This window comes from Fusibacter paucivorans, assembly GCF_018390735.1.
GTDB lineage: Bacteria > Bacillota > Clostridia > Peptostreptococcales > Acidaminobacteraceae > Fusibacter > Fusibacter paucivorans.
In genome coordinates this window covers 49,045-75,753 of record NZ_JAHBCL010000001.1, presented here as the reverse complement: position 1 = coordinate 75,753, position 26,709 = coordinate 49,045, and the positions used below count along the sequence as shown (strand labels likewise).

The window sequence follows — 26,709 nt, the reverse complement described above, 5'->3', positions numbered from 1 at the left end:
CGCATGAATGGGCGCATTGACCGCTCCATTGATTTGGGGCCTTATGTAGCGGCGCCGGATGACGGTATGATCATCTGCCGCTGTGAAGAAGTGACAAAAGGAGAAATCAGGCGTGCTGTTCACGACGGCATGTTTACCATAACAGAAATCAGGCGGTATCTCAGAACCGGCATGGGTCTTTGCCAAGGTCAGACGTGTGCGCGGCTGGTGAAGCAAATCGTTGCAAAAGAACTGGACGTTTCACCGGATGTGCTGGAAGATGCGGTGGCACGTGCACCATTTAGACCGGTGCCCATGCGCGTACTCGCCAATGAAGCCGAAGGGAGGACGCGCTAATGCAGCAATCAGAGGTTCTTATTATCGGTGGCGGCGTCATTGGCTGTGCGACGGCATACTATTTGTCGAAACGCGGCCTTTCAGTGACCGTCATTGAAAAAAAACAGATTGGTGAGGGCGGTTCCAGCCGCAATGGCGGGGGTGTTCGCCAGTCGGGCAGAGATCCGAGAGAACTGCCCATCGCCATGTATGCGGTAGAACATCTTTGGCCGTCCCTTTCAGATGAACTCGAAATGGATGTGGAATATTATAAAAAAGGCAATCTGAGACTGGCAAAGACAGATGCGCATTTGAAGATCCTACAGGGGCTGACAGATCGGGCTACCGCGCTCGGACTGGATGTCCGCATGATCGGCGCCGATGAAGTGAAGGCCATTAATCCCTATCTTTCAGATGAAGTGATCGGTGCGAGCTGGTGTCCGACAGATGGGCACGCAAACCCGATGCTGACCACACTCGCCTACTATCGAAAGGCGCGCCGCCAGGGTGTTCGCTTTATCACAGGTGAGTCAGCGCAGCGAATTGTTAAGCAAAAAGGGCGCGCTGTGGCAGTTGTAACGGATTATGATACGTATTATGCAGAGCGTATATTGGTTGCCGCCGGTTTTGAAAGCAATGATTTGCTGGCGTCTGTGGGGCTCTTTGTACCGATGAACCGCATTCTTTTAGAGGCGCTTGTCACCGAAGCACAGCCTAAGATGTTTGAGCAGATGCTCGGCACTGCTGAGGCAGACTTCTATGGACATCAAAGCACCCATGGTTCATTCGTCTTTGGCGGTTCTTCTGGAATTGACGCCTATACGTCGGATTTTGATCGCCCTGTGACACAGGGGATGACGGCACCGAGTATTTGCCGTGGGATTATGGGTTATTTTCCGGTGCTAGCCGATGCGAAAATCGTGCGAACATGGGCGGGGTGGATTGATGAATGTGCCGATCACGTTCCCGTTATCAGCAATGTAGACGAGGTACCCGGGCTAACGGTTGCCTGTGCTTTTACCGGACATGGTTTCGGCATCTCGCCGGCAGTTGGTCAAATACTCACCAGTCTGATGACAAATGAAACGCCAATGGTCAACATTGATGCACTGCGCTATGATCGGTTTAAGGCCAAAATTTAGACATGGGTTACCAACGTGTTGCTGCGTAAATGCGATGGTATAAAGTCGATTAAACGCGACGATCTTTAGAAAAAAACAATGGCGTCATATACAATAAATAAGATTAAAGATGGAGGACGAGAATATGGAATTAAAGCGTGTCAATTATGCTTCAGGTGCACCGCTTGAAGAAAAAGCCGGCTACAGCCGCATTGTCAAAGTAGGCCCTTTTGTTTACGTTGGCGGTACGACGTCAGTTCAGCCGGATGGTACTGTCTTCGGCATTGACGATCCTTATGCGCAGACAAAATACGTGCTTGAAAAACTCGTAAAATTGCTGGAAGAAGCGGGTTCAAAAGCGGAAGAAGTCGTGCGTGTAAAAATCTATGCGACGGATATGAGCCATGGCAGTGAGATTATCAGAGCGTATTCTGAAATCTTTAAACCGGTGAAACCGCTTTGTACCATGGTGGGCACATCAGCACTGAACAGGCCGACGCAACTTGTGGAAATCGAACTCGACGCAGTGGTTGGCGCGACACTTTAAGCAACTTGTTCATACAAGACCTATAATTTTTTGTTAAAATATGATTGTAAATGCTGCTATCTTTGGCAATCATTAGAGCAGTACCTTAAAAATAGTAATAAAAGATAGTCATAAAAAGCAGTAATCATTAAGGAGAAGGCCATGCCGTATTTGTTTTCTTACGGAACATTACGAGATCACCACATTCAAAAGCTGCTGCTTGGGTCAATTAAGCCATCAGTGCCGGCTGCTTTAAATGGCTATGAAGTGATTGCAGATGCGGACGGTTTTTTCTATCTAAATGAAGCAGCGGATTCGCAGGTTATGGGGATGTTGCTAATGGTTACTGAAAAGGATTTGTTAAAGGCAGACCAGTGGGAAGAAGTGCCGGTATATGAGCGCAGCCAGTTGTCCATAACCGTAAAAACAGAGGATGCCTACGCTTTCATAAGAGCAGAAACAATAAAGACTGATGAATCGATTCTGAAAACAGATAAAGGAAAGTTAGATAAATCAATTCTAAAAGAAGCGTTTGCCAGTAAGGCGGTGGACAGGGTAATTATCGACGCTTGGGTCTATTTGAAGGCATCGCCGAAAGCGGCGATTGCAGCAGATAATACGGTGCAGGATTCCGCTGGCGATTTTAAGTCAACATTTGATCAGTTCATAGCGATTAGAGATTTTAACGGGAATATGCCGTTTTATGATGATTATCATTTTTTTAGACTGACAAATGCCGAAGGGCATTTCAGCCAATATCAAAGTGCAGACAGTCCAAGCGCCGGTAATGATTTGGAGAGAGTGTCCTATTTTGAAATCAACTCAGGCATGGACGATTACCCCCTTAAAGTAATGCTGACCATACGACAAATTGGCGAAGCGTTTTATGGCATTGTTTTCACACCGGTTGCAATGATGGCACCGGAGCGATTGGGCTCACTATTGAAAGCAAATCATAAAGTGATTGAATCTGCAATGGGCGTTCCGATCGAAAGCACCTCAAAGCACTGTATTTTTACAGAGGCAATGATGGCATTGCCTTCAACGGTAAAACAGTTTGAATTGCCTTTTGACAAGCCATTTTATGAACGTTTTAAAATAGCAATGGCAATGGCAGCAATACAACTAAAAGCCATAAATACAGAAAATAACTAATCATTAATTGGTAATGATCAAGCGAATAAACAGATGAAGAAAGGGCATATTACTTTTTTTCATATGCAACTCAGTTCTTAAGAACTGAGTTTTTTACGCTTGCGATGATTCTAGGCAATATCATTGCTGTAAATAGGATGAAGGTGTATTCGAGCTTATGATCAGCTTTTCCTGAGTTGATGATGAAAGACTTCAGTCAGAAAAATATAATTAAGACTTCTATTCCACCAACAAGTCAATTTTTTAATTTTATAAGAACAAGAAAATTCTAAAAAAAGACCAGCATCGAATAATACTGATCTTTTATAACCGTTTGAAATATTTAGACATTTAACTTTTTAAGTTACATGTTAGACTGTTTTCCTTTTCGATATTTTATACCGTTATAAATAAAGAACCCTAAAATTACAACGAATATGAAATCTGTACTTCTTTGAATAACAATAAATAGGTCACGTGCGTAATAATCATAGAACTTTAAAATGATTGGCGTAAGAATGGGTACAATCAATGTAAGTGTAATCGTATAGAGACTTATTTTTCTTAACTTCTCCATTCCACTATTTACGGACATTCTCGAAATGATAATTAAAGCAATTATTTTAGGTGACGCCTGGATAAAAACTGCCAATAAATCAAAAAAGATATGTTTTATGTATGGCATAAGCACTTCCTTTCTACTAGCAAATATGAGATTAAACTTTTATATAACGTTATCAAGCAAAGTTACGCACTTGATTAATGAATGTCGGGATACAACCTATAAAACACAAGCCTCCCTTTTATGAAAAAATGGATGTGATCATCTAAATAAAGGATACATCATATGAATAAATATATCAACACGTCAAATGGTTGAAAACTTAGCGGGCGACTTACGGTATAAAGGTAATAAGTAACAGGGAACTTATGCCTAAAACACAATTAAATATTAGAGGATATGTTTACAGCAATAACCTTGAAGCAGGCCATGCAAATAATGGCAAGCGCTTCCAATATGAACTTCCATACATATTAAGAAATCTTTAAGATTCTCATAGGCTTTTCTTAGGCAATAAACAATTTGAAATTATGAAATCAAGGCGGAACATGCGATAGAATAACAATAGAACATATGGTGCTAAAGCGTGCCAGAAAAGAAATAATAGAGAAATCGTAAAGAAGCGAGGCGATGAAAGGTGAACGATTTTCTGATGAAAGGTTATGAGAGCCTAACGGTGATCCTGCCGTTTTTAATCACTTATGGCATTTTCTATATCCAATATAGACAAGGGGAAATCACACAACCCAAGTGGCGTTTCCTGATAATGATCAGTTTTGTGATTTATGTGATTGCGGTATTCTATTTTACAGGCATGGGTACGGTATTTGATTTACAGCGCTATGGTATTCGAATAAGCATGGATCAAGTGAATCTTTTGCCTTTTGACACCGGGATAAATAACTTTACCAGAGAGATTGATTGGGTTGCCTATTTTTTAAATGTTCTCTTATTTATGCCGTTTGGATTTTTAATGCCATTGATCTGGCCGAAGATGGGCAGCATTAAGATGATGTTTTTCGCCGGCTTTTCTTTTTCGTTGCTAATTGAAGTCAGTCAGTTGATTAATTATCGCCAGACAGATGTGGATGACATCATTTTAAATACACTTGGTGCGGTACTGGGATACCTGATTTTTTATGTCTTTCGGCATATTGTGGGAGACAGACTGCGATTGACGGCGCATTCGCATTATAAATATGAACCGGCAATCTATCTGTTTGCAATGTCGATAGGACATTTTATGATGTATGATGCATTTGGACTGGCCAAAATACTGTATGGTTTTTAAAAATGATTTCTAGATTTCGTTGCGAAGAAATAGCTGATTACAGTGAAGCGGCGCTCTGCTGTTCATTTAAAGCAAAATAAAAAAGCAATGAATAATGGTCGCCTTGAACGGTCTGCATGTTATAATATGATAGATGGTTGAATCGCCGATTGAGAATGTGGTGATACGATTTAATCGAATGTTATAGCGCACACAGGGAGACTGCAATGGACAATTTAAATAGCATTATTTCGCAAAATCTAAAAAAAATTCGAGAAGACCGAGCATGGAGTTTAGATAAGCTCGCGCAGGAGACTGGCGTTAGCAAAAGTATGCTGGGGCAGATTGAACGGGGTGAATCCAATCCTACTGTTGCAACGGTCTGGAAGATATCTCAGGGTCTGAAAGTTTCTTTTACAACGTTGATTCATCATCCGCAAAATGATCCGGCTGTTTTGAGAGCCGATGAGGTAGATTGTATTGTGGAAGATGATGGCGGCTATCTGGTTTATCCATACTTTAATTTTGAAAGCGGTCGAAATTTTGAACTCTATAAAATTGTCATTGCACCCGGCGGCAAGCTCAATTCCGAATCGCACAGCCGCGGTACGATGGAACTGTTGATTGTCTTTAATGGGACGTTAACACTGGAAGTTTCAGGTAAGGGTTACACGCTGGCAGCTGGCGACTCAATACAGTTCAAAGCGGATCAGCCGCATGCCTATTATAATAATGGCGAGCATGATGTCGAACTCAGCATGACGGTGCACTATATGGAAGGCGTCTAAAGCGCATCCTTAAAATGTGATAAATGGGGCGCGAAGCGTAGGAAAAACGCTGCGGCGCGTCTTAAAATTAGATTTGTATAAAATGAAAATCCCCTCATAACCGTTTAACAGTCACTACAATGGGTGACGTTAAAGCCAATGAGGGGATTTTTCATGTATGATAGACGGTATTTAGATCATGTGGGTTAATCGTGGTCAATGCTTAAAGAAGCTGCTTCAAGTCGTCTTCCATATCAAGCGGTGAGACGGTCGGTTCAAAGCGCTTGATCACATTGCCTTCACGATCAATGAGGAATTTTGTAAAGTTCCATTTGATACCGTCGCCGGGCATGATTTCAGGGTATTTTAGTTTAAGCATCGCAGAAAGCATTTTTCCTGTCGGATTAAACTTGCCAAAGCCTTCAAAACCTTTTTCAGCAGTCAGGTATTTAAAGACGGGATGAGCATTGCTGCCGCGTACGTCCGTCTTGGCAAAGAGCGGAAAGGTGACGCCGTAATTGAGCAGACAGAAAGATTTGACTTCATCGTTGGTACCGGGTTCCTGCTCTGCGAATTGATTGGATGGGAAGCCGAGAATTTCAAGCCCCTGTTCCTGATATTTTTGATATAGCTTTTCCAGATCTTCATATTGCGGTGTGAAGCCGCATTTACTGGCCGTATTGACAACAATGAGGACTTTGCCTTTGTATTCAGAGAGTGATTGGCTCTCGCCTTCAATAGTTGTTGCTGTTAAATCATATAGTGACATAGGATAACCTCCATTTAAATTGCATGCAATTAAATTGTATGAAATTATTATATCAGAAAAACACCGCAAGTCAATGACAAAAAAATGTAATTCGTGCAGGATAACGTACACTTTTCCCATTAAATAAGGTACAATGAAACAATAACAATGCAAGGATTTCTATCGGGAAGACTCAGAAGACATTTTGAAGACATCAGGGAGGCATTATGAGGAAAACGACGGTATGGTTAATGTTAACTTTGTGCAATTTATTCTGGGCTGGCAACTACGTCTTCGGAAAATATGTGGTAACGCAGTTGACCCCGCTCTCAATGACATTTGTCAGATGGCTGTTTGCATGCCTGCTGCTCTTTCCAATTGCCCATTTTATGGAAAGACCGGATTGGCGCAAGGCATTTAAATCATGGCCGCTATTATTGCCAATGGGTATTCTTGGGTATATTGGCTACAATATGATTTTGTACACGTCACTGCATTTTACTTCTTCCACCAATGCGGCGCTCGTAAGTGCGCTTAATCCGGGTATGATTGTTATTTTATCGGCGATTGTCCTGCGAGAAAGCATTTCCGGATGGCGGCGATTAGGGATTGTCGTATCACTCCTTGGCGTTATTACGACATTAACAGGTGGACACCTGCTCTCTATTTTTAAAATTCACTACAATACAGGTGATTTACTGATGTTGGGTGCGATTACAGTATGGGCAATTTACTCGTTGATTGCTAAACGGCTAAAAGAGATTAAACCTATTACGGCAACGGCGATCGCCGGCCTTTTTGCGGTGATGCTGCTCACGCCTTTTGTACTGATTCAGGGAATTGATCTCAGTGGTGTGGAACCGATGGCCTTTGTGGGGATGGCATATATTGTCTTATTTCCATCAGTGGGTTCATTTATCTTTTGGAATATGTCCGTCATGGAGATTGGTGCAAGCCGTGCAGGTGTTTTTATGAATCTCGTACCTGTTTTTACGGCACTCATCAGCGTATTACTTGGTGCTGAACTCGTTTGGAGCCAAATTGTCGGAGGGCTGCTCGTGATGACAGGCGTTTATTTAACCACGGGTATGTTTGAACAAAAATTTATTCAAAAGCAAGCGCAGAACATATGATTGTGGCGGTGATTGACTAAAAGCCGTACCGCAGGTATGTCAGTGTGTGATGGTTTTGGTGCGCAGGCGGCGTATTTCGTTTTGTTTCACGGTGTATTCAAAAAGAATTCAAAAATCCAAGTGCCATCAGATGTCTAAAATGCAATATAGAACTTAATGGTAAAGGTAATATAAAACTTAGTGATAAATGCAATATAAAGCTCTAGCGGTGTGGCCTATGCAGGTTTCCAAGCGGAAGGTTTGCATAGAAATTTCTTGCCGCAATAAGATGATGACAACTGCATGCGGGATGATCGGATGTTAAGTAAGATTATCATTTTAGCGATGCATTGCCATAGAGAAAAGAAAGGCAATTTTCAAGGAGGTTTTGCTATGTTTAAAGGCGTGATTACACCTATGGTGACAATTTTAGATGAGAACAAGTGCATTGATTTACAGGGCACCACAAAAATGATTGAGTTTTTAATTGAGGACGGCGTTGACGGTCTGCTCTTTTTAGGCAGTATTGGCGAATTTTTTGCCATTTCAATGTCAGAGAAAAAAGCGTTAATCGACCATGCAGTAAAAATCGTTGACGGCCGTGTGCCCGTACTGATTGGAACGGGGGGTACCCAAGTCGATGAAGTCATTGAACTCTCGCAGTATGCTGAGCGTGCAGGGGCAACCGCGATTTTGGTTGTATCACCCTATTACTTTAAATTGGATGAAGCCAATTTGTACCGCTATTTTGAGATGGTTGCAACGAGTGTTAAACTGCCAATGATGCTTTACAATTTTCCGGAACGCACCGTGCATGATTTAACACCGGCGCTTGTTAAGCGGCTGGCAGTGGATTTTAAAAATATTGTGGGCATTAAAGATACCGTTGACAATATCAGTCATACGCGCGCACTGATTCAAGCAGTGAAACCGGTGCGCCCAGACTTTTGTTTTTTCACGGGGTTTGATGAATATTTTGTGCCTAATCTCATGGCGGGCGGCGATGGCCTGATCGGCGGTATTTCAAACTTTTATCCGTCGCTGTTTAAAAAGCTTTATACCGCCTATGTGACTGGCGACATGGCGACGGTACTCGACTGTCAGAAAGTGGTCAGTGACTTAATGCCGGTTTATACGATGACGCAGCCGTTTGTCGCGGCAATTAAAATGGCGGTTAAGCTCGTGGGTGTGCCAATTGTGCCGGAAGTCAAGGCGCCTGGGATTATGGCTAATGACGAAGAAGCGGCGCAGATTAGGGCTTTGCTGTTAGCCAATGGTATTGGTTAACGTTTTAATTGATTGTATTAAAGCCAGAAAACAACCGATTATTCGTGTTTAATAAAAAGTAATTGCATGAAATTTAAATTGTATTATGATATTATCCAGCAAACGCTGCGCATTGACGTTTTTACGTTGTGTACAGCGTTTTTTGTCGTGAAGAAATCGAACAGTAGCTTTTGGACAAACCGATTATGATAATGGTAACGTGTTTTATCAAGCGATAGGGTTGACGATGGATCGCGATACTTTTATAATGTTTTTATATGCAAATGAGTTGCATTTGCAACTAGGATTGTTGGAGGGTACGCGGACAAGCGTAAAAGCATATAAACATAAGCTGAGGAGGGCACAAAAGTGACAGAAATATATATTATCTCCGGTTTTTTGGGGGCAGGGAAAACGACACTGATTCAAAAAATGCTGCAAGGGGTATTTCGAAATCGTAAAGTGGCACTTATTGAAAATGATTTTGGTGATGTGAACATTGATTCGGCACTGCTTGCGACGGGGGCGATCGAAGTGCAGGCAATTAATGCAGGCTGCATATGCTGTAGTTTGTCAGGGGATTTTATAAATGCGTTAAAAGCGCTATTGACGCATTTCGAGCCGGAAGTCGTTATGATTGAGCCATCAGGGGTAGGGAAGCTCTCTGATGTCGCCAGTGCCTGTAGAGATTCTCGCATTGCCCCCCATGCTGAGATCAAAGGCAAATTTACTGTTGTCGATGCCAAGCGTCATGAACGCTATTTGTATAACTTTGGCACCTTTTATAAAGATCAAATACAACATGCAGATGTGATCATTCTCAATCGTGTGACAGCATGTGAAAACGCATTGCCATTGCTGCAAAAGTCGATTAAAGAAATTGCAATTCATGCAGAAGTAATCTGTGAACCCATTGATACACATGTTTTGCTGCCCCAAACATCACTTTTCAATATTTGCGATGCGACAGTTTGCGATTGCGGTGAAGGAGAACATCATCACGACCATACGGCAAATGAAATTTTTGATACCATTACGATTGACATACAAGAAGCGCTAGATCAAAAGGTGCTTTTAGATAAATTGACATCACTTTCAAAGGCGTGTTATGGCAATATTGTGCGTGCAAAAGGCATTGTTCCGATTAAAGGGGGATATGCTAACCTCCAGTATGTGCCCGGAGAAGCTTCAATAAATAATTGCGATACAGTAGGCGAAGCGCTGTGCATTATTGGTGAAGACCTCAATGTACCGGCGCTGCAAGCGCTCTTTAGAGGTAAATAAAATGAATACCCCAATATACGTGGTTTCAGGGTTTCTAGAGTCTGGAAAGACGATGCTTCTCAATCAATTGCTTAGCAGAAGCGAATGGCAATCGGCAAAAGTGGGGGTGGTACAATTTGAGATGGGTGAAACGGTCCTGCAAGGCTGTGTTAAAAGCCTAATGTTTTCAATGGAACAAACGATGTCGCAACCAGAATTGGTGGCTGAACAAATGGCAGGCCTGATAGCGTCAGAGAGGCCCGATGCTCTGTGGATTGAATGGAACGGTATGGTTGCGATGGAGCAGCTTTATAAACTATTAAACGCTTCTGTTTTAAAAGGAAAATGCAGCCTAAAGGGGATGCTGCTCGTAGGACATGCAGAGATGCTGCCAAACTTACTGGGGAGAACGGGGCCCGCATTGCTGTCCCAAGTTGCAGAATGTGATTGTATTGCCATGCGAGGTCAGATAGATCGACGCTTAAAAGCACAATTAAAAAGATTGAACCCAGGTGTCAAGCTACTCCAATTTGATGCCTATGAAGCGATTCAAAGACAACTTACCAAGGAGCGAGAGCATGCGGGCAGTCGTTTATCACTTACGTTTTTGCTATTGGCGGGGATATACTTGTTGGTAAAAGCGGTGCTGAATGCGATTGGTATTCCGGCTGATACAATTGTCAATATTTTTTTAGGGATTATACTGCAAGCAGTTCCTTTCTTGCTGATTGGTGTTTTATTGTCATCGGTGCTTCAGATTTTAGTACCCCAAAGACTTATTGAACGCTATTTTCCAAAATCGATTGGCATGGGAATGCTTTTTGCCGTTCTTGGCGGCTTTCTTTTTCCTGTTTGTGACTGTGCATCTATTCCTGTTTTTAAGGGGCTTTTACGCAAGGGTGTGCCGCTGCCTGCAGCAGTTACTTTTATGCTGGTGACGCCAGTCATTAACCCATGGGTTATTGTATCGACCTACTATGCCTTTAGTGGCGATCTATTCATTGTTGCAAGCCGTATTTGTTTTGGCATTATCACGGCGATCTTCATTGGCACGACATATATCATATGGCCTGCAGGAGATAACCTTTTTCGTGAGACGCGCTATGAGGAGATCTTATGCAGTTGTGGATTTTATGAAGATACGACGGATGGAAAACTTAAAGAAAGGTTTTGGGTTGTGATGCGTCACGCGCAGGCAACTTTCTTTGACGTCGGTAAGTATTTGGTAATCGGGACGTTTGTTTCAGCGATTCTTCAGGTCATTAATATTCAGAATACCCTTGGTGTTTATCAGGGAGCGGGTGCCGTTGTCGTTATGATGTGCCTTGCCTTTGCCCTCTCACTTTGTTCTTCCTCAGATGCCATTGTCGCCAGAAGTTTCTTGAGCCAATTTTCACTTGGCGCGATCATGGGATTTATCGTCTTTGGACCGATGATGGATATAAAAAACGTGCTGTTGCTGTCATCCTCGTTTTCGAAACACTTTATCATACGCTTGCTCTTGACGACCTTTGGCGTTTGTTTTGGCGTCGTATATTTGCTTTCAAAGATGGGAGGCATGTGATATGAAATTTCATTTTAGCATGCAGTCAATTTTAGAAGGATTGAGTGAAGCGGCGTTTGCCATAACACTTTTTTATCTCGTTGCCAGCGATCGATATCTCAGTTATGTGACGCCGAGCGTTAAGCCTTATCTTTATTTCACCGTATTAATGCTGTTGCTATGGGCTGTTTCATCCGGCAAAATGAAACGGTTAACCTATAAAACGCGGTATGCCCATTGCTTTGTGCTGTTGCTGCCACTATTGGTTATTTTAGTACCGCATAAACCTATTCAAACGAATAGCCGTTATTCAGATACAAGTGCATTTTTTCAAAGCGAACCGATCAGTGCCATGAGTATCGATCAGCAAGCGTCGGTTTATTTTGACGATGATGAAGCAATTGCCTCGCCGTTAGAGGCAGTCGCAATGACGACATTAGAGGATGCTGTGGTCGATAACCAAGTGGAAGAATCGAGGCAAACTGAGGCACGTACAGAAATGCAAACTGAAATACGAACAGTCGCCCAAGAAGACGCGGAGAAGCGTGTGATTGTTGGCAACGATGAATTTTATAATAGACTCAATGCAATTTATCGCGATCCAAGCCATTACAATGGTTATGAAATTATCGTGACGGGTTTTGTATTAAACAATATGGATGCACTTGACGAAGATACTTTTATCCCCGCAAGACTTGCGATGGTTTGCTGTGCGGCAGACTTGACGCCAATAGGAATGCCTTGTAAGTATAAAGGCGCTTCAGGGTTGAAGACGGATTCGTGGGTGACCGTTTCAGGTGTTATCAACATAGGTGAGGATGGTCAGCCGTTTATTGATGCTGTGGATATTGCACCTGCAGAACCCGTGGAAGCGTATGTTTATCCTTATTAGATAAATCACGAAGAGGATAGCGCAATGCATAAGATACGTATTTAAAATAAGATGTTAAATGGGCGGTATCGTCATGTTGAATGTATCGTTGACAATTTAGTTAAGGCATGCTAATTTGGTTGTATGCAATTAAATTCAACAAAACTAAAACGTGTGCTTTATATAGGAATTGGACAAAGTCAATCAAAAGGAGGCTCAACATGACAGAAAAAAAATATCGCGATGACGACGCAGTACTGAAGCTGGAAAATCAGCTGTGCTTTGCCGTCTATGCATGTTCTCGGGAAATTATTAAACGCTATCGCCCACACTTGGATGCACTGGGGATTACTTACACGCAATACATTACGATGATGGTACTGTGGGAAGAGACAACGATTTCTGCCAAAGTGTTGGGTGAGCGGCTTTTGTTGGATTCGGGCACTTTGACGCCGCTGTTAAAAAAATTAGAGAAGCAGGGGTATATTACACGACAGCGAAGTGACGAAGATGAGCGGCTGCTGATGATTACGCTGACCGATGCCGGACAGGCACTTAAAACGTCTGCCGCGGAAATTCCTTACAAAATTGCCTGTGATGTAGGCCTTGAATTGACGGAAGGTATCGCGCTTCGAGAAAAGCTAAAGCAATTGACGAAAGACATACGGGAAGGCAATTGTGAGTACAGTAAATAATGCACGGCATGATTAGCTGCAAATCAATCGTACGAAAGCTATAAAATTTCTTGTGAAATGTGACTCAAGTGGTTTGTGAAAAAGAACGTATAAAAATGGAAAAAACCGAATCGGCATTTTGGAGAGGGGCACGATTCGGTGTAATCAGCGGTGGTCAGCCGCTGGAGGATTTTATAACATCGTCTGGGGCGATGCAAAGGGTACACGTTTGATTGGTCGATACAGGAACGTGACGTTTTACATCAGTATGACGATGTATGCGTAAATGGCGTAAGCCATATACTATCAAAATTGGTTGAAGCCTTTACCAATTACTTCATGGGTAAAGGAAATCATCATGGAGGAATGAAGTTCAATAAAAGAAAAAAAGTGCCGGAGGATACGGCACCTAAAGCAATGAGCAAAATAAAAAAGCCCTTTCATGTATGAAAGGGCATGGTCGCATAATAAAAATACTTAAGCCACACACCTCATCCTCGTGAGTATCACAGTGCATTACAACTGGCAGGTCTCCTGACTTATGTCTATTGTGCCGCTTCCCTTCCCGTTTTCACAGTGGTGATGAAGTACACAGACAATTACAGTGGCGGGACCGCGTCGGATTTAAACCGACTTCCCTATTAAGTATTTAATATACACCAATTGCTTTTTGATATTCAATTAACTTACGATAAGCATAGCGCGTTTTTCATCAATTGTCAATGAAGTTTGAAAAGAAAGTAGTGGATATGGTGCAGGAAATATTGCATGCAGATATTCATTTTTTTATTTTGCAATCCGACTTGCACATTTTTATAAATAGCGCTATACTGTAAACAATTTCATAACAGCTTTAAGGTGCTCGATACGAGCTTAATAGGGAAGCATGGTGCAATGCCATCACGGTCCCGCCACTGTAACAGGGAGAACGCTGCAAAGCCACTGTCGTTAATTGATGGGAAGGTGCAGCCGTTTGAAGAACTGAAGTCAGGAGACCTGCCTTAGAGAACAACACTGAAAGACTTACGGAGCATAAGGAGGTGTTAACAAATTGCAGGCACACGCGTGGTGTCATTTGTTATGCCCTTATACCCTCTGACTGATCAGGGGGTTTTTTATTTAAGGGCTTTAATGCAAGAAATAGGAGGCAGTCATTTGAACGCATTAATGGAACAACCCCTTTTTTTAATCAGTATTTGTATTTTACTGGGTAATCTGCTGGGAAACGTGGGGTTTGGATACTATAAGCTTGGAAGCTCAGCGACGCTTTTTGTAAGTTTGGCAATGAGTTATGCCATCACGGCAATAGGGCATGAACCCGTTGCCGTTCCTCAAATTGTCTTTTCGGCCAGTTTGATTGGCTTTATTGTCTCGGTGGGGCTCAATGCTTCAAAACAGTTAAAAGCGATGCTGCGACAGTATGGTTTTAAGTTCCCAGTATTGGCAATCGCAATTACAGTAACCGGTGCAATGGCGACTTTTTTATTGGGTTCATGGTATTATCAACTCAAATACGAAGTGATCGGCGGGTATGTGGGTGCGCTGACGAGTTCGCCCGGCTTGGCAACGGTTCTTGAACTCGCCAAACGGGTGGCGGAAAATCCGTCAGGCAAAATTGGTGCAGGCTATGCAGTTGCCTATATACCTGGGGTTTTGATTGCCATCCTGTTTTCGCAGTGGTATGGTCGCCAATTTCAGCAGCGTATGCCTGCTAAAGGTGAAAGTGAACGTATTCAAGGCACTCAAGGTTTTAAAGTGCTGGACTATTTTATTGTGGTTGCCGTTGGCATACTGATTGGCAGTTTTAAATGGCATCTTTCGGAAACCATTGTACTTTCCGTGGGGACAACGGGTGGTGCGCTGTTGAGTGCCCTATTTTTAGGGGCAAATTTCGAGAGATTTACGTTTAATGAAACGATCTTAAATGCAATTCAGGAAATGGCGTTAAATGTTTTTTTAGCAATCGTTGGAATTAATTACGGCTATCAGGCCATTGAAGGATTGGCAGAATCGGGCATTGCACTACTGGGGATTGGCATGCTCATCTGTTTAGCGAGTTTGCTGGTAGGCTATGGTGTTGGCAAGTATCTTTTAAAAATCAGTGACGACATTTTAGCGGGGGCTATTTGCGGCGGCATGACGAGTACGCCGGGACTTGGTGCGGCAATTGAAGCATTCAGGAGTCCAAATGTTGCCATCGGCTACGGTGCAACATACCCGTTTGCGTTGATTTCAATGATTATCAACGCCAATATACTATTTTACTTAAGCGAGGCTATGGCATCATTCAAATTTTAATCCTTTTACGACAATAGGGATGCTGATACGATCTCAAAAACGGGCATTCACCCTATTGCGTTAGAGGATTAGCTTAAAGGGATTATGCAATGCCCATTGGCAGTTAAACAGGAGGAATCAATGAATATACATGAATATCAAGCAAAGGAAGTGCTTCGGGACTATGGCGTCACAACGCAGCCTGGGCACGTCTTTGAAACAATTGAATCATTTGAAACATATGCAAGGAAAGAAATTAGAGACCGAGTTGTGATCAAGGCGCAAGTTCATGCAGGCGGCAGGGGACTCGCGGGCGGGGTCAAACTTGCATCAACTGCAGATGAAGCCATTGATATTGCAAAAGCACTTTTCGGCAAACAGCTCGTGACGCATCAGACAGATCACACGGGATTGCCAATTCACAAATTATACCTTGAACCGGCATGTGAAATCGAACGAGAATTTTACCTGAGTATGCTCGTCGACCGCAAGACGGCCACCATCGTGCTGGTGGCATCACGAGAGGGCGGCATGTCTATTGAAGCAGTCGCCGCAGAAACGCCTGATGCGATTGCCAAGCTGCAAATTCAACCAAGTCTTGGCATCAGACCGCATCATGTGCGGCAAGTCATGCAGTGTTTTCAGCTGCCGACTGACCAGTTTCAGGCGATGACAGCACTGCTTAACAGTCTTCTGGCATGCTTTATGGCGAAAGATGTATCGCTGCTGGAACTCAATCCACTTGTTTTGACAAAGGATGAACAACTGGTGGCACTAGATGCCAAAATCAGTTTTGATGACAATGCGCTTTTTAGACATCGCGAAATTAAGGCATTTCGAGATATTGCACAAGAAGATGCCAAAGAAGTAGAAGCCGGCGACGATGGGCTGTCTTATGTTTCGCTTGATGGTGAAATCGGATGTCTCGTCAATGGTGCCGGTCTGGCGATGGCGACCATGGACGCCATTCATTTTGCAGGTGGCAAACCGGCTAATTTCTTGGATGTGGGCGGCAGTGCCGATGCTCATCACGTCAAAAAGGCGCTGGATATCATTTTAAGAGATTCTCAGGTAAAGGGCGTTCTAATCAACATATTCGGCGGGATCATGCAGTGCGACACCATTGCAGAGGGACTTTTGCGCGTATTGCCGACAATTGAACGCGATCTGCCGTTTGTCGTGAGATTAGAGGGCACGAATGTCGAACGCGGCAGAAAAATGCTGGAAGAATCCCCTTTTGATATCCATACCGCCAATTCGCTGGATGAAGGTGCTGAAAAAATGATTGCGTTGACACAATAAGGAGGTTGTTATTATGGCTATTTGGATTAATGATGAGACCCGTGTCATCGTGCAGGGCATCACGGGTAAAGCAGCAAAATATCATACAGAACTGATGTTGGGTTACGGTACGAAAATCGTCGCAGGTGTTACACCGGGAAAAGGCGGCGAAAAAGTACATGGCGTCCCCGTTTACGATACGGTATTAGAGGCAAAAACAGATACAGGTGCGAATGCGAGCGTTATCTATGTGCCCGCACCTTTTGCAGGTGATGCCATTATTGAGGCAATTGACGCAGAAATGCCTTTAATCGTCTGTATAACGGAACACATCCCCGTTATGGACATGCTTAAGATAAAGGCGTATTTATGCGGCAAGAAATCACGGCTGATCGGGCCCAACTGCCCGGGCATTATCACACCGGATCAGACAAAAATCGGCATTATGCCGGGGCATGTACATCGTGCGGGCAACATCGGCATTGTTTCGAGATCCGGTACATTGACTTACGAAGCGGTTGATGCCGTTACAAAAGCAGGATTGGGTCAATCAACGGCTGTTGGGATTGGTGGCGATCCCATTAACGGGACAAACTTTATTGATGTGCTGTCAGCCTTTAACGAAGATGCAGAAACCGAAGCCGTCATCATGATTGGTGAAATCGGCGGTGAGGCTGAGGAAACAGCGGCGAAATGGATGAAGGCTTATATGAAGAAGCCGGTTGTCGCTTTTATTGCGGGTAAAACAGCACCAGCGGGCAAGCGTATGGGGCATGCCGGCGCCATTGTATCCGGCGGCAAGGGGACGGTTGCATCCAAAGAAGCGGCGCTTGCAGATGCCGGTGTCAGCGTGGTTTCCAGACTGTCCGAAATTGTCCCGGCACTCCTTTTAAAAATGCAATAATTGTTTATGACGAGCAGAATATTAAATTCCTTTCATATTTTTTCGCTATTTCACTTTCTTTCAAAACATTTTATAGTATACTAATATCAATTGATTTTAAGGTTGGTTACTATGTAGCGTGAAGGGCACCAGGCCTTTCAGAAAGGATTTAGTATGAAGAGTTTTTCAGTTTTACAGGGTGTGCAGCAAGCACCGCATCGTTCCCTCTTCAATGCACTTGGCATGACGGAAGCGGAAATGAAGCGCCCATTGATCGGGATCGTCAGTTCACATAATGAAGTTGTTCCCGGTCACATCAATCTCGATAAAATTGCAGACGCCGTCAAATTAGGTGTTGCGATGGCCGGCGGTACGCCAATGATGTTTCCAGCAATTGCAGTCTGTGACGGTATTGCCATGGGACACCAAGGCATGAAATATTCGCTGGCAACGCGTGAGCTCATTGCAGATTCCACAGAATCTATGGCCATTGCGCATGCATTTGATGCCCTTGTCATGATTCCAAATTGTGATAAAAACGTGCCGGGCCTTTTGATGGCAGCGGCGCGACTCAATATTCCGACGATCTTTGTCAGCGGCGGACCAATGCTCGCCGGTCGTGTTAAAGGTGAAAAAACGAGTCTTTCGACGATGTTCGAATCCGTTGGCGCCTATGCCGTTGGCAATATGAGCCTTGACGAATTGCAGGAATACGAACAAAATGTCTGTCCGACATGCGGTTCATGCTCCGGGATGTATACCGCCAACAGTATGAACTGTTTGACGGAAGCGCTGGGGATGGGACTTAAAGGTAACGGTACTATTCCGGCTGTGTATTCAAAGCGTATTCAACTCGCTAAAATGGCGGGCATGCAGATCATGACGCTGCTTAAAGAAAACATTCGTCCGAGAGATATCATGACCGATGCAGCGTTTATGAATGCAATGACAGTAGACATGGCGCTTGGCTGCAGTACGAACAGTATGCTGCATCTGCCTGCAATTGCACATGAAGCCGGGGTTGATCTCAATCTCGACATCGCCAATGAAATCAGTGCAAAAACACCAAATCTCTGCCATTTGGCACCTGCAGGTCATGCTTATATGGAAGATCTCGATGAAGCAGGCGGCGTCTATGCCGTGATGAATGAATTAAATAAAAAAGGACTCATTGATCAAAAGGTTATGACAGTTACCGGCAAGACAGTGGGCGAGAATATTGTGAATTGCGTCAATAAAAACCACGACATTATCCGTCCGGTTGAATCGCCTTACAGTGAAACAGGTGGAATCGCCGTACTCAAAGGAAACCTCGCACCGGATTCTTGTGTAGTTAAACGTTCGGCGGTCGTGCCTGAAATGATGCAGCATCAAGGCCCTGCGCGCGTCTTTGACTGTGAAGAAGATGCGATTATGGCCATTAAAGGCGGTAAAATCGTCTCTGGTGATGTGGTCATCATTCGTTATGAAGGTCCGAAGGGTGGACCGGGCATGCGTGAAATGCTCAATCCGACTTCAGCAATTGCCGGCATGGGTCTTGGCAGTGAAGTAGCGCTGATTACAGATGGCCGTTTCAGCGGTGCATCAAGAGGTGCGTCAATTGGTCACGTTTCACCGGAAGCGGCAGTAGGCGGCAACATTGCACTGATTGAAGAAGGCGATCAAATCAAAATTGATATCAATGCCAACAGCATAGAGATCTTGGTTTCAGATGACGTATTGGCAGAGCGCCGCTCAAAATGGCAGCCGAGAACACCTAAAATCACCACGGGCTATCTCGCGCGTTATGCAGCACTCGTTACTTCCGGCAATCGTGGTGCCGTACTGGAACTGCCAAAGAAATAGACCATTAAATTTTAAAAGCATTCATGTGAAATGAGTGGGACAATGCTCTCAAATAAAAATAAAATAGTAAATTGAAGTGTTTTCAAAGAGGCTTTGCCGGAGATGTTCTGTGCAAAGCCTCTTTTTATATGCAATCTGTGCAAAAATGATTATTCTGTTATAATGGGTTCAAACAGAGAGATATTGAAGGGAGTTTGTGATGAAGGCGAAGGATATCATGAGCAAGCTAAGCAATCAAGAGAAATTGGTTTCAAGCCAGACAAATTGTATTAATCTTGACGATGATATTTTTGATATTGGTAATCGCGATATTGCACTGGATCAAATGATTTATGTCCGCAATAAGCAAGGAGAACTCATTGGACAAATAGATGGCGGTTTAATTGCATATCTGCATACTGCAGCGAAGCGAACGCTCTTAAACAGTATTCTGAACAATATTGAGGATGCCGTCATCGCCATTGACGCCGATGGCCGAATTTGCTTTGTCAATCAGGCGTATTCCAAGATATTGGGAATTCCCATCCGTAAGATTATTGGCAAATTAATGCAGGCAATTGAACCGGCTGCATTGATTCTTGAGATTTTAAAAAATCCGCAAGTAACAGTAAAGCCAAGACAGTATATTGAATCGCTGCAATGCTACGTCTCCGTTCGAATTATTCCGATCTATGAAAATGGACATTTGGAATCAGTGGTCTCCATTTTTACCGATGCAACGGAAATCATGTTGTTAAATGAAGAAGTTGAGCGCACGAAAGAAGTGGTTGCTCATTTGCAGCAAAAAGCGGATGCCAGCGAGCAAATCGAAAAATTGGGACTGATTGGCAAGAGCCCTGCATTTCTCAACGTTATATCTCAGGCAGTCGTCGTGGCAAAGACAAAAGCCAATGTCCTTATCAGAGGTGAAAACGGTGTCGGAAAAGAATTGATTGCAAAGACTATTCATCAGAGCAGCGATCGAAAAGACAGTCAATTGATAACCGTCAACTGTGCGGCAATCCCCGAAAGCCTTATCGAAAGTGAACTCTTTGGCTATGAGGAAGGGTCGTTTACCGGTGCAAAGCAGGGCGGCAAAAAAGGCAAGTTCGAACTTGCCAGCGGCGGCACACTCTTCTTGGACGAAATAGGGGATATGCCTCTGATGATGCAGTCAAAACTGCTCAGAGTGCTTGAGACATCGGAAATTGAAAAAATAGGGCGCCAAGGCAGTATACCGGTAGACACCCGCGTTATTGCCGCGACTAATCAGCCTTTGGAGCAAATGATTGCCCAGAAACAATTTCGAAAAGATCTTTACTATCGCCTCAATACGGTTGAAATAAATATCCCGTCACTGCGTGAACGCAGAGAAGATATCGGATTGCTTGCCAGTCATTTCTTATCGATTTACAATGCACGGTATCAGAAGACATTAACGTTGTCCAAAGCACTTATGCAGTTCTTTTCAGCGCACGATTGGCCCGGCAATATCCGTGAACTTCAAAATTGTATTGAATACGGCGTGATCATGTGTCAAGAGGGTGCGTTGACACCGGATGACTTGCCAAAACATCTGCGGGGAACCGTTGAAACACAGGCTGTTGTGCTTGAAACGGCTGTTTTGTATCCGGATGATTTAAAGGAAAGTGTGCGTCTGTTTGAGAAAAAATGCATTGAAAAAGCGCTTGATGCGTGTGACGGCAATAAAACGGCGGCTATGCAGCAATTGGGGCTAAGTCGAAGAACTTTTTATCGGAAACTCAATGAATTAGCCATTAGTGACAAAAAGTAAACATAAGTGCCATGAAAGATACACAATGCTATGATGAATGGATAAAAGTGTATCCTTTATGGCACTTTTTGGGTTGCCGATCGGCGTTATGACTATAACGGTGAATTGATAAGACAGCGATTTAGCTGTTTTTCCCACTAATGAGGATATTGGCACAGCTTTTGCTTTTAAGTATAACTGTAAGCGAACAACTGACTTCGAAGGCAGCAAACGCATGACAATATACATTTAGGAGAGCGCAATGCGGAAAAAAATTGAAATCTGGGAGGTAGGACCAAGAGACGGTCTTCAAAATGAACTCGACCTGCTTGAGACATCGGCAAAGATTGAGCTCATTGCCAAACTCCTGAAAGCCGGCTTGAAAAACATAGAGATCACATCATTTGTAAATCCCAAAATGGTGCCGCAATTCTATGATGCCGAAGACGTTTTAAAGCATTTTAAGGGTTTTGAAGACCAAGGCGTCGTTTTGTCGAGTCTTGTGCCAAATGTGACAGGCGCGAAACGTGCCATTGAAAGTGGTGCACGTGCTGTTTCCGTCTTTATGTCGGCAAGTGAAGCGCATAACCGTGCAAATGTCAATATGAGTATTGAAGATTCCCTTACACAGTTAGGGGTTGTAAGTCGGTCTATTCAAGAGCAGATTGATTTTTTCAGAGGTTATATCGTTACGACATTTGGCTGTCCCTACCAAGGTGAAGTCCCCATTGAATCGGTGCTAAACGTGTGCCGCGCCTATTTGGAGATGGGTGTGCAGGAAATATCACTTGGTGATACAACGGGGATGGCTAATCCCGAACAAGTCAAAAAGGTTATTGAAAGTGTTCAACGGGAAATTGACGGCAAGGCACGCCTTGCGGTGCATTTTCACGATACGCGCGGCCTTGGACTAGCCAATGCCTATGCAGCTTACGAGAGCGGGATTACCGTTTTTGATGCTTCCATTGGCGGATTAGGTGGTTGCCCGTTTGCGCCGGGTGCAACCGGGAATATTGCAACTGAAGATTTAGCGCATATGTTTGAACTCTTTGGGATTGATACGGGATTAGATTTTGACATCTTGAGAGAAGCGAATGATTACCTTGGCACATTGCTTCATAAAAAACTGCCGGCGGCACTGGGCAAGACGGATCCGGTTTGGAAATTTCGAAAATCATTGTCATGAACACGTCATGATCATAGGGTCATCAATTCTAACAGGAGAAGGGAGCTATCATGAAATCGAGTTTGTTTAGCGGGTTTTACAAATTAACACCAGAGGAACGGCTAAAAGAGGTGGTTGAATTTTCAGGATTGTCGGAAGAAGATGTGGCAGTCCTTAGAACGCCGTCTGTACTTGGAATCGATGTGGCAGATCGTATGGTGGAAAATGCCATCAGCACACTGTCCATTCCATTTGGCGTCGGGATGAACTTTTTAATCAACGGCAAAGACTATATTATACCAATGGCGACAGAAGAACCTTCCGTTATTGCGGCGGCCAGCAATATGGCGCGCATCTGTCGTAAAAAAGGCGGCTTTTTTACATCCAATACTGGGCCGACCATGATTGCCCAGATACAGATTGTCGGCGTGCAGGACGTTTATGCTACCCGGCTTAAGATTTTTGAAGCACGTGAAGCGCTAATCGCCATTGCCAATGAGCAAGATCCATTTCTCATCAGCCTTGGCGGTGGCATGAAAGACCTAGAGGTGCGCATTATCGATTCGCAAATTGGGCCGATGGTGATTGTTCACATTATCGTTGATACAAAAGACGCTATGGGCGCCAATACAGTAAATACCATGGCTGAAGCACTTGCACCAAAGATCGAATCGTTGACCGGCGGCAAAGTATACCTGAGAATTCTGTCCAATCTTGCCGATAAGCGATTGGTTCGCGTTAGAACAGTGGCTGACAAAGAAGCAATTGGTGGTGAACATGTCGTCGACGGAATCGTTAGTGCATATGCTTTTGCAGCGGCAGACCCTTATCGGGCGGCGACTCATAACAAGGGCATTATGAATGGCATTAGTGCAGTCGTATTGGCAACGGGAAACGATACAAGAGCTGTAGAATCAGGTGCACATGCCTATGCGGCGCGAAACGGGGTTTACACGTCGCTGACGCACTGGGAAAAAACAGCCGAAGGTGACTTGGCGGGATCCATTGAAATCCCTATGGCGGTAGGCCTTGTTGGCGGCGCGACCAAAGTACACCCAACAGCCAAGATCGCCGTCAAAATGCTCGGTGTTCAATCAGCGGTTGAACTCGGTGAAATTATTGCGGCAGCAGGTTTGTCGCAAAACCTTGCGGCGCTCCGAGCACTGGCAACGGAAGGCATTCAACGCGGTCATATGTCTCTGCATTCACGTAATATCGCCGTGATGGCAGGTGCGCCGCCGGAACTTGTGGATGCTGTTGTCAAACAAATGATTGCTGAAGGCAAAGTCAGAATGGATCGGGCAAAGGAGATTATTGAAACATTAACCAATCAAAAGCGTTAAGGGGGTATGGAAATGGATCAGCATTCAGATAAGCGTTTAGCTGAAGTGTGGGGCGATACGGTCGTCCTCAAGGAACTGTTTATAGCATCGGTTCTTGGAATCGTATTGACAATGGCAGGATATATCTTGGGGAGAAGTTATTTTGGCAGCATTGAGGGTCTCGATGTCGGTCTGCAAAAAGGGTATTCACTCATGGTTGGAATATTGGGCTGTGTTGTGTCTGCGGTGATTTCGGCGAAACTCTTTAAACCGAAACGAATTGTTGATGAACAATTTGAAAATGACAGCATTGAAGAAATTGTCAAGTTTGCAGGGATGTCCATGGCGGAAGAGATCGAAGCAATTAAAGATGTCGATCCTGAAATTGTGGCAGAGCTTGAAGCGTTACAGCTTAAAGCGATGCTCGATCTCAGAAATAAAGGATAGGGGGAGAAGGTATGTTGATTATTCAGGCGTTTGTGGCAGCAGTAATCGGCGGCATTATTTATTCAATTATCGGGATTATACCGGGAACAGATGAAACGGCGACGATGGCACCTGTAACCCTAATACTGGTTTTGCTTGGTTTTCCACCCGTTGTTTTATTTGCATGGTTTATCGGCATTATTGTCGCCATGCAGATTACACATACTATTCCGACGGCGATGGCAGCCCTGCCGGGAAGTACCATGGCTGTGCCGATGGTGTACAATTGCGCCATTGCAAAAAAACTGGGTATTCCGCATATCGCCATGCGTAAAATGGCAGCCGGTTCGATTGTTGGTTCAGTTGTTGCCATTCCAATTTCAGTGGGGTTTGCAATGCTGCTGGCACCGCTGGGAGAATATATTAAACCTTATATCGGCTTGATCTTTACACTTGGTGCTATTGTCATTGCCTATATGTCGAGAGCGAAACTCGGTGCGGTCATTGCATTGTTTCCATTTGCTTTCCTGATACAGGGCTTCCAGCAAATCGCACTCCAAGGCGTTGGTAAAACACTCTTTATCTCAATTTTCATGGGGATTACCATTGGACCGATGATTTCTGAAATTTTCAATATTTTTATTCCGCATGTTAAAGCTAAACAAATGCGTGACAAACCCAATGAAATTTGGCTGGCACCGGATGTTAAGGTAGGCAAGAGCTTCTTTCCGAATCCACTGAAAGTACTTACGAAGAAACAGGGACGCTATGCGGTGGCAGCATCTGCCATATCAGCCTGTACTTTTACCTTTTCACCGGTTGGCATGACAGTTATGCTTGGGGAGCTCATCAGCAGCAGAAATAAGGAGATGTACGATCGAATCACGACAACGCTTGGCGTACAGGATGCCGTCAGCAACGCAACTTATATGGGTGAGCTGATTATTCCATTATTGGCGTTTGGTATTCCATTGAGTCCGGTGGCACTGGGGCCTGCGGCGCCGCTCTTTAATGCACCGCCTGTCTTTACTATTGATCCTATTAATAATCTCCATACGTTTATGGCGAGCTGGGAGTACATTTTATACGGCTTAATTGGTGTCTTGGGTGGTTCGCTGTTTGCGTACCCACTGGCGATTCGCTATGCGCGTTCATGGACAGGTAAAATGTTTAAATCCGTAAGTCATGAAGCGCTGATTGGCGCCTTCCTAGGATTAATCTTCATGTTGGCTTATTATGAAGCGGGTATTTTAGGGATTGCTATTGCCCTCTGTATCGGCGTATTCGGCGGGATCTTGCATAACCTGTTTGGCGTTCACACAGGCGTTCAGTTTATGGGTTTCTACGCATCGAGCTGGATCGTGACAAAGGTTATTTTTCTGGCGACGCTGTTTAATTAATCTGCTTTGACGTGACAATATAATGGTATGACAATATTGAAACCCAGTGCTTTCAGATATTAAATGTATCGAAAGTGCTGGGTTTTAAGTATTGATGCGAGACTTTTGAAGGATTTACAATGGCTGCAAAATGCTTATAATGAAGATGATTAGTGGAAAGACCGCGAGTGTTCTAATTTTCAAGATTTTAATGTACAAGATGCAAAATACGACTTTTCATAGATGTGAAATCGAAAAAGATATGAACGGACTATGAGAGAACTTGAAGGGATTGAAAGAGAAAGCTGGTCAGTATGAAAATGAAGAAAACATACATAATGCTCATCGTTATCATCTTAAGTGCCTTATTTCTGCCAGTTCAGCCTGCTGAAGCTTTGACAGAGGCATCCACAGAAGCATCGATGGAAGAATCCTTGGAACCATCCGCTGAAGCGTTGTCATTGAAGTTAAAAGATGCAGCAGTGATGAATAGGCTGAATCAGTTTATTGAAACTGAATCCAGTAATGATAACGCGACGATCCTCGCTGGCGATAAAAATATCAAGGCTTCAAAATTCTATGCAAACAAAAAAAGACACCTATATTGTCATTTATAACCTTGTCAATCCCTTAAAGGCATACGATCTTGATGAAGCGGGAAGTGTTCGGCGTATTATGGATGAGACCCGCATCAGTTATTATACCCTTTTAACGATGGAGGATGGCTCCAAAGCATCCCTGCGGTTTATTATAAGCGGGGATGACATTCTGGAGCACGGTGCCATTGGATTTACAGATGACTTTCTCGAAAACTGCTATGATGACCAGCTGATTAAAGAGACCTTAAAAGCGGCCTCGCTCGAAAAAGCAGACACCATTAAAATGGTTGATTTTTTAGGTTATCAGTTTAAAGGCCTCTATGTTGCAATGGAGAATAAAGACTACATCATCCCATTTTATAATGCGGCAGAAAATCTTTCCCAGTATGCCTTGTATACGCCATATGCTGCGGACGATGTACTGGAAGCGATGCAGATCATTGCGATTAATCATTCAAATGAGAAATCAATGGGCGGTTACGCCGCACAGGGAGAATCATATCTTATTTGGGTGGCCGGAATCGTTGGCGTCGTTCTATGCCTTTACATTTACAAAGGCATGCGTATGCGTTCAAAATCTCTATAATCAGCGTAGTGTAGCCTGAAT

24 protein-coding genes and 2 riboswitches are annotated in these 26,709 nt (G+C 43.8%); of the genes, 23 read left to right on the top strand and 1 reads right to left on the bottom strand.

Going from position 1 to position 26,709, the window contains the following annotated elements; translation table 11 throughout:
* Positions 1-3: 3 nt before the first annotated feature.
* The 6 genes from KHM83_RS00315 (at position 4) to KHM83_RS00290 (ending at position 5,716) form a co-directional block, all read left to right on the top strand.
* Complete coding sequence (locus KHM83_RS00315; RefSeq protein ID WP_213234898.1) at positions 4-336, top strand: (2Fe-2S)-binding protein; 333 nt, start codon at positions 4-6, stop codon at positions 334-336.
* Positions 336-1,457, top strand: coding sequence for an NAD(P)/FAD-dependent oxidoreductase (locus tag KHM83_RS00310; RefSeq protein ID WP_213234897.1), 1,122 nt, complete (start codon positions 336-338; stop codon positions 1,455-1,457). Before KHM83_RS00315 ends, KHM83_RS00310 begins: the two co-directional genes overlap by 1 nt.
* 124 nt (positions 1,458-1,581) lie before the next feature.
* Positions 1,582-1,983: a Rid family hydrolase gene (locus KHM83_RS00305; RefSeq protein WP_213234896.1), complete on the top strand. Its 402-nt coding sequence runs from the start codon at positions 1,582-1,584 to the stop codon at positions 1,981-1,983.
* Positions 1,984-2,124: 141 nt separating this feature from the next.
* The gene (locus KHM83_RS00300) at positions 2,125-3,117 is read left to right on the top strand and encodes a gamma-glutamylcyclotransferase family protein (RefSeq protein ID WP_213234895.1); all 993 of its coding nucleotides are present in this window, start codon (positions 2,125-2,127) and stop codon (positions 3,115-3,117) included.
* Positions 3,118-4,295: 1,178 nt separating this feature from the next.
* A complete protein-coding gene (locus KHM83_RS00295; protein WP_213234894.1) occupies positions 4,296-4,949 on the top strand; it encodes a VanZ family protein in 654 nt (217 codons plus the stop codon).
* Positions 4,950-5,155: 206 nt separating this feature from the next.
* Positions 5,156-5,716 (top strand): helix-turn-helix domain-containing protein, encoded by a 561-nt coding sequence (locus tag KHM83_RS00290; RefSeq protein ID WP_213234893.1) that lies wholly within the window; start codon positions 5,156-5,158, stop codon positions 5,714-5,716.
* A 202-nt stretch (positions 5,717-5,918) separates the two neighbouring features.
* Here KHM83_RS00290 and KHM83_RS00285 read toward each other — a convergent pair whose 3' ends face one another.
* Positions 5,919-6,464 carry a glutathione peroxidase gene (locus KHM83_RS00285; RefSeq protein WP_213234892.1) on the bottom strand — a complete coding sequence of 182 codons (546 nt, stop codon included), beginning with the start codon at positions 6,462-6,464 and terminating at the stop codon, positions 5,919-5,921.
* Between the two features lie 206 nt (positions 6,465-6,670).
* On the opposite strand from KHM83_RS00285, the gene KHM83_RS00280 reads away from it, so the two are divergent.
* The 17 genes from KHM83_RS00280 (at position 6,671) to KHM83_RS00200 (ending at position 26,688) form a co-directional block, all read left to right on the top strand.
* The gene (locus KHM83_RS00280; protein WP_213234891.1) at positions 6,671-7,576 is read left to right on the top strand and encodes a DMT family transporter; all 906 of its coding nucleotides are present in this window, start codon (positions 6,671-6,673) and stop codon (positions 7,574-7,576) included.
* A 372-nt stretch (positions 7,577-7,948) separates the two neighbouring features.
* Positions 7,949-8,842, top strand: a complete 894-nt coding sequence (locus tag KHM83_RS00275; RefSeq protein WP_213234890.1) for a dihydrodipicolinate synthase family protein — start codon at positions 7,949-7,951, stop codon at positions 8,840-8,842.
* Between the two features lie 348 nt (positions 8,843-9,190).
* Positions 9,191-10,105 carry a CobW family GTP-binding protein gene (locus tag KHM83_RS00270; RefSeq protein ID WP_343213084.1) on the top strand — a complete coding sequence of 305 codons (915 nt, stop codon included), beginning with the start codon at positions 9,191-9,193 and terminating at the stop codon, positions 10,103-10,105.
* A gap of 1 nt (position 10,106) precedes the next feature.
* Positions 10,107-11,648, top strand: coding sequence for a permease (locus KHM83_RS00265; protein ID WP_213234889.1), 1,542 nt, complete (start codon positions 10,107-10,109; stop codon positions 11,646-11,648).
* Position 11,649: 1 nt separating this feature from the next.
* Positions 11,650-12,519: a TIGR03943 family putative permease subunit gene (locus KHM83_RS00260; RefSeq protein ID WP_213234888.1), complete on the top strand. Its 870-nt coding sequence runs from the start codon at positions 11,650-11,652 to the stop codon at positions 12,517-12,519.
* Between the two features lie 200 nt (positions 12,520-12,719).
* Positions 12,720-13,193 carry a MarR family winged helix-turn-helix transcriptional regulator gene (locus tag KHM83_RS00255; RefSeq protein ID WP_213234887.1) on the top strand — a complete coding sequence of 158 codons (474 nt, stop codon included), beginning with the start codon at positions 12,720-12,722 and terminating at the stop codon, positions 13,191-13,193.
* A 486-nt stretch (positions 13,194-13,679) separates the two neighbouring features.
* Positions 13,680-13,851, bottom strand: a riboswitch (cobalamin riboswitch).
* A gap of 160 nt (positions 13,852-14,011) precedes the next feature.
* A riboswitch (cobalamin riboswitch) is annotated at positions 14,012-14,190 on the top strand.
* Between the two features lie 137 nt (positions 14,191-14,327).
* Entirely contained in the window at positions 14,328-15,470 is a 1,143-nt protein-coding gene (locus KHM83_RS00250; RefSeq protein ID WP_213234886.1) for an aspartate-alanine antiporter-like transporter, read from the top strand.
* 84 nt (positions 15,471-15,554) lie between these two features.
* Complete coding sequence (gene sucC / locus KHM83_RS00245; RefSeq protein WP_213234885.1) at positions 15,555-16,751, top strand: ADP-forming succinate--CoA ligase subunit beta; 1,197 nt, start codon at positions 15,555-15,557, stop codon at positions 16,749-16,751.
* A gap of 13 nt (positions 16,752-16,764) precedes the next feature.
* Positions 16,765-17,634: a succinate--CoA ligase subunit alpha gene (gene sucD / locus KHM83_RS00240; RefSeq protein WP_213234884.1), complete on the top strand. Its 870-nt coding sequence runs from the start codon at positions 16,765-16,767 to the stop codon at positions 17,632-17,634.
* Positions 17,635-17,787: 153 nt separating this feature from the next.
* Positions 17,788-19,458, top strand: coding sequence for a dihydroxy-acid dehydratase (ilvD, locus tag KHM83_RS00235; protein WP_213234883.1), 1,671 nt, complete (start codon positions 17,788-17,790; stop codon positions 19,456-19,458).
* Between the two features lie 199 nt (positions 19,459-19,657).
* Positions 19,658-21,232, top strand: a complete 1,575-nt coding sequence (locus tag KHM83_RS00230) for a sigma-54 interaction domain-containing protein (protein ID WP_213234882.1) — start codon at positions 19,658-19,660, stop codon at positions 21,230-21,232.
* Positions 21,233-21,473: 241 nt separating this feature from the next.
* Positions 21,474-22,397, top strand: coding sequence for a hydroxymethylglutaryl-CoA lyase (locus tag KHM83_RS00225; RefSeq protein ID WP_213234881.1), 924 nt, complete (start codon positions 21,474-21,476; stop codon positions 22,395-22,397).
* Positions 22,398-22,447: 50 nt separating this feature from the next.
* Positions 22,448-23,719 (top strand): hydroxymethylglutaryl-CoA reductase, degradative, encoded by a 1,272-nt coding sequence (locus KHM83_RS00220; RefSeq protein ID WP_213234880.1) that lies wholly within the window; start codon positions 22,448-22,450, stop codon positions 23,717-23,719.
* A gap of 12 nt (positions 23,720-23,731) precedes the next feature.
* Complete coding sequence (locus KHM83_RS00215) at positions 23,732-24,145, top strand: hypothetical protein (protein WP_213234879.1); 414 nt, start codon at positions 23,732-23,734, stop codon at positions 24,143-24,145.
* A gap of 11 nt (positions 24,146-24,156) precedes the next feature.
* A complete protein-coding gene (locus KHM83_RS00210) occupies positions 24,157-25,524 on the top strand; it encodes a tripartite tricarboxylate transporter permease (protein WP_213234878.1) in 1,368 nt (455 codons plus the stop codon).
* 293 nt (positions 25,525-25,817) lie between these two features.
* Positions 25,818-26,120, top strand: coding sequence for a hypothetical protein (locus tag KHM83_RS00205; RefSeq protein ID WP_213234877.1), 303 nt, complete (start codon positions 25,818-25,820; stop codon positions 26,118-26,120).
* A complete protein-coding gene (locus tag KHM83_RS00200; protein ID WP_213234876.1) occupies positions 26,083-26,688 on the top strand; it encodes a hypothetical protein in 606 nt (201 codons plus the stop codon). The genes KHM83_RS00205 and KHM83_RS00200 overlap by 38 nt, the downstream gene beginning before the upstream one ends.
* Positions 26,689-26,709: the final 21 nt, after the last annotated feature.

Coding starts and splice junctions, on each gene's coding strand:
- KHM83_RS00205 (WP_213234877.1), top strand. CDS start 25,818: ATGAAAATGAAGAAAACATACATAATGCTCATCGTTATCATCTTAAGT.
- KHM83_RS00290 (WP_213234893.1), top strand. CDS start 5,156: ATGGACAATTTAAATAGCATTATTTCGCAAAATCTAAAAAAAATTCGA.
- KHM83_RS00210 (WP_213234878.1), top strand. CDS start 24,157: ATGTTGATTATTCAGGCGTTTGTGGCAGCAGTAATCGGCGGCATTATT.
- KHM83_RS00200 (WP_213234876.1), top strand. CDS start 26,083: ATGCAAACAAAAAAAGACACCTATATTGTCATTTATAACCTTGTCAAT.
- KHM83_RS00275 (WP_213234890.1), top strand. CDS start 7,949: ATGTTTAAAGGCGTGATTACACCTATGGTGACAATTTTAGATGAGAAC.
- KHM83_RS00300 (WP_213234895.1), top strand. CDS start 2,125: ATGCCGTATTTGTTTTCTTACGGAACATTACGAGATCACCACATTCAA.
- sucC (WP_213234885.1), top strand. CDS start 15,555: ATGCAATGCCCATTGGCAGTTAAACAGGAGGAATCAATGAATATACAT.
- KHM83_RS00225 (WP_213234881.1), top strand. CDS start 21,474: ATGCGGAAAAAAATTGAAATCTGGGAGGTAGGACCAAGAGACGGTCTT.
- KHM83_RS00215 (WP_213234879.1), top strand. CDS start 23,732: ATGGATCAGCATTCAGATAAGCGTTTAGCTGAAGTGTGGGGCGATACG.
- KHM83_RS00265 (WP_213234889.1), top strand. CDS start 10,107: ATGAATACCCCAATATACGTGGTTTCAGGGTTTCTAGAGTCTGGAAAG.
- KHM83_RS00285 (WP_213234892.1), bottom strand. CDS start 6,464: ATGTCACTATATGATTTAACAGCAACAACTATTGAAGGCGAGAGCCAA.
- KHM83_RS00230 (WP_213234882.1), top strand. CDS start 19,658: ATGAAGGCGAAGGATATCATGAGCAAGCTAAGCAATCAAGAGAAATTG.
- KHM83_RS00255 (WP_213234887.1), top strand. CDS start 12,720: ATGACAGAAAAAAAATATCGCGATGACGACGCAGTACTGAAGCTGGAA.
- KHM83_RS00310 (WP_213234897.1), top strand. CDS start 336: ATGCAGCAATCAGAGGTTCTTATTATCGGTGGCGGCGTCATTGGCTGT.
- KHM83_RS00220 (WP_213234880.1), top strand. CDS start 22,448: ATGAAATCGAGTTTGTTTAGCGGGTTTTACAAATTAACACCAGAGGAA.
- KHM83_RS00260 (WP_213234888.1), top strand. CDS start 11,650: ATGAAATTTCATTTTAGCATGCAGTCAATTTTAGAAGGATTGAGTGAA.
- KHM83_RS00305 (WP_213234896.1), top strand. CDS start 1,582: ATGGAATTAAAGCGTGTCAATTATGCTTCAGGTGCACCGCTTGAAGAA.
- KHM83_RS00315 (WP_213234898.1), top strand. CDS start 4: ATGAATGGGCGCATTGACCGCTCCATTGATTTGGGGCCTTATGTAGCG.
- sucD (WP_213234884.1), top strand. CDS start 16,765: ATGGCTATTTGGATTAATGATGAGACCCGTGTCATCGTGCAGGGCATC.
- ilvD (WP_213234883.1), top strand. CDS start 17,788: ATGAAGAGTTTTTCAGTTTTACAGGGTGTGCAGCAAGCACCGCATCGT.
- KHM83_RS00280 (WP_213234891.1), top strand. CDS start 6,671: ATGAGGAAAACGACGGTATGGTTAATGTTAACTTTGTGCAATTTATTC.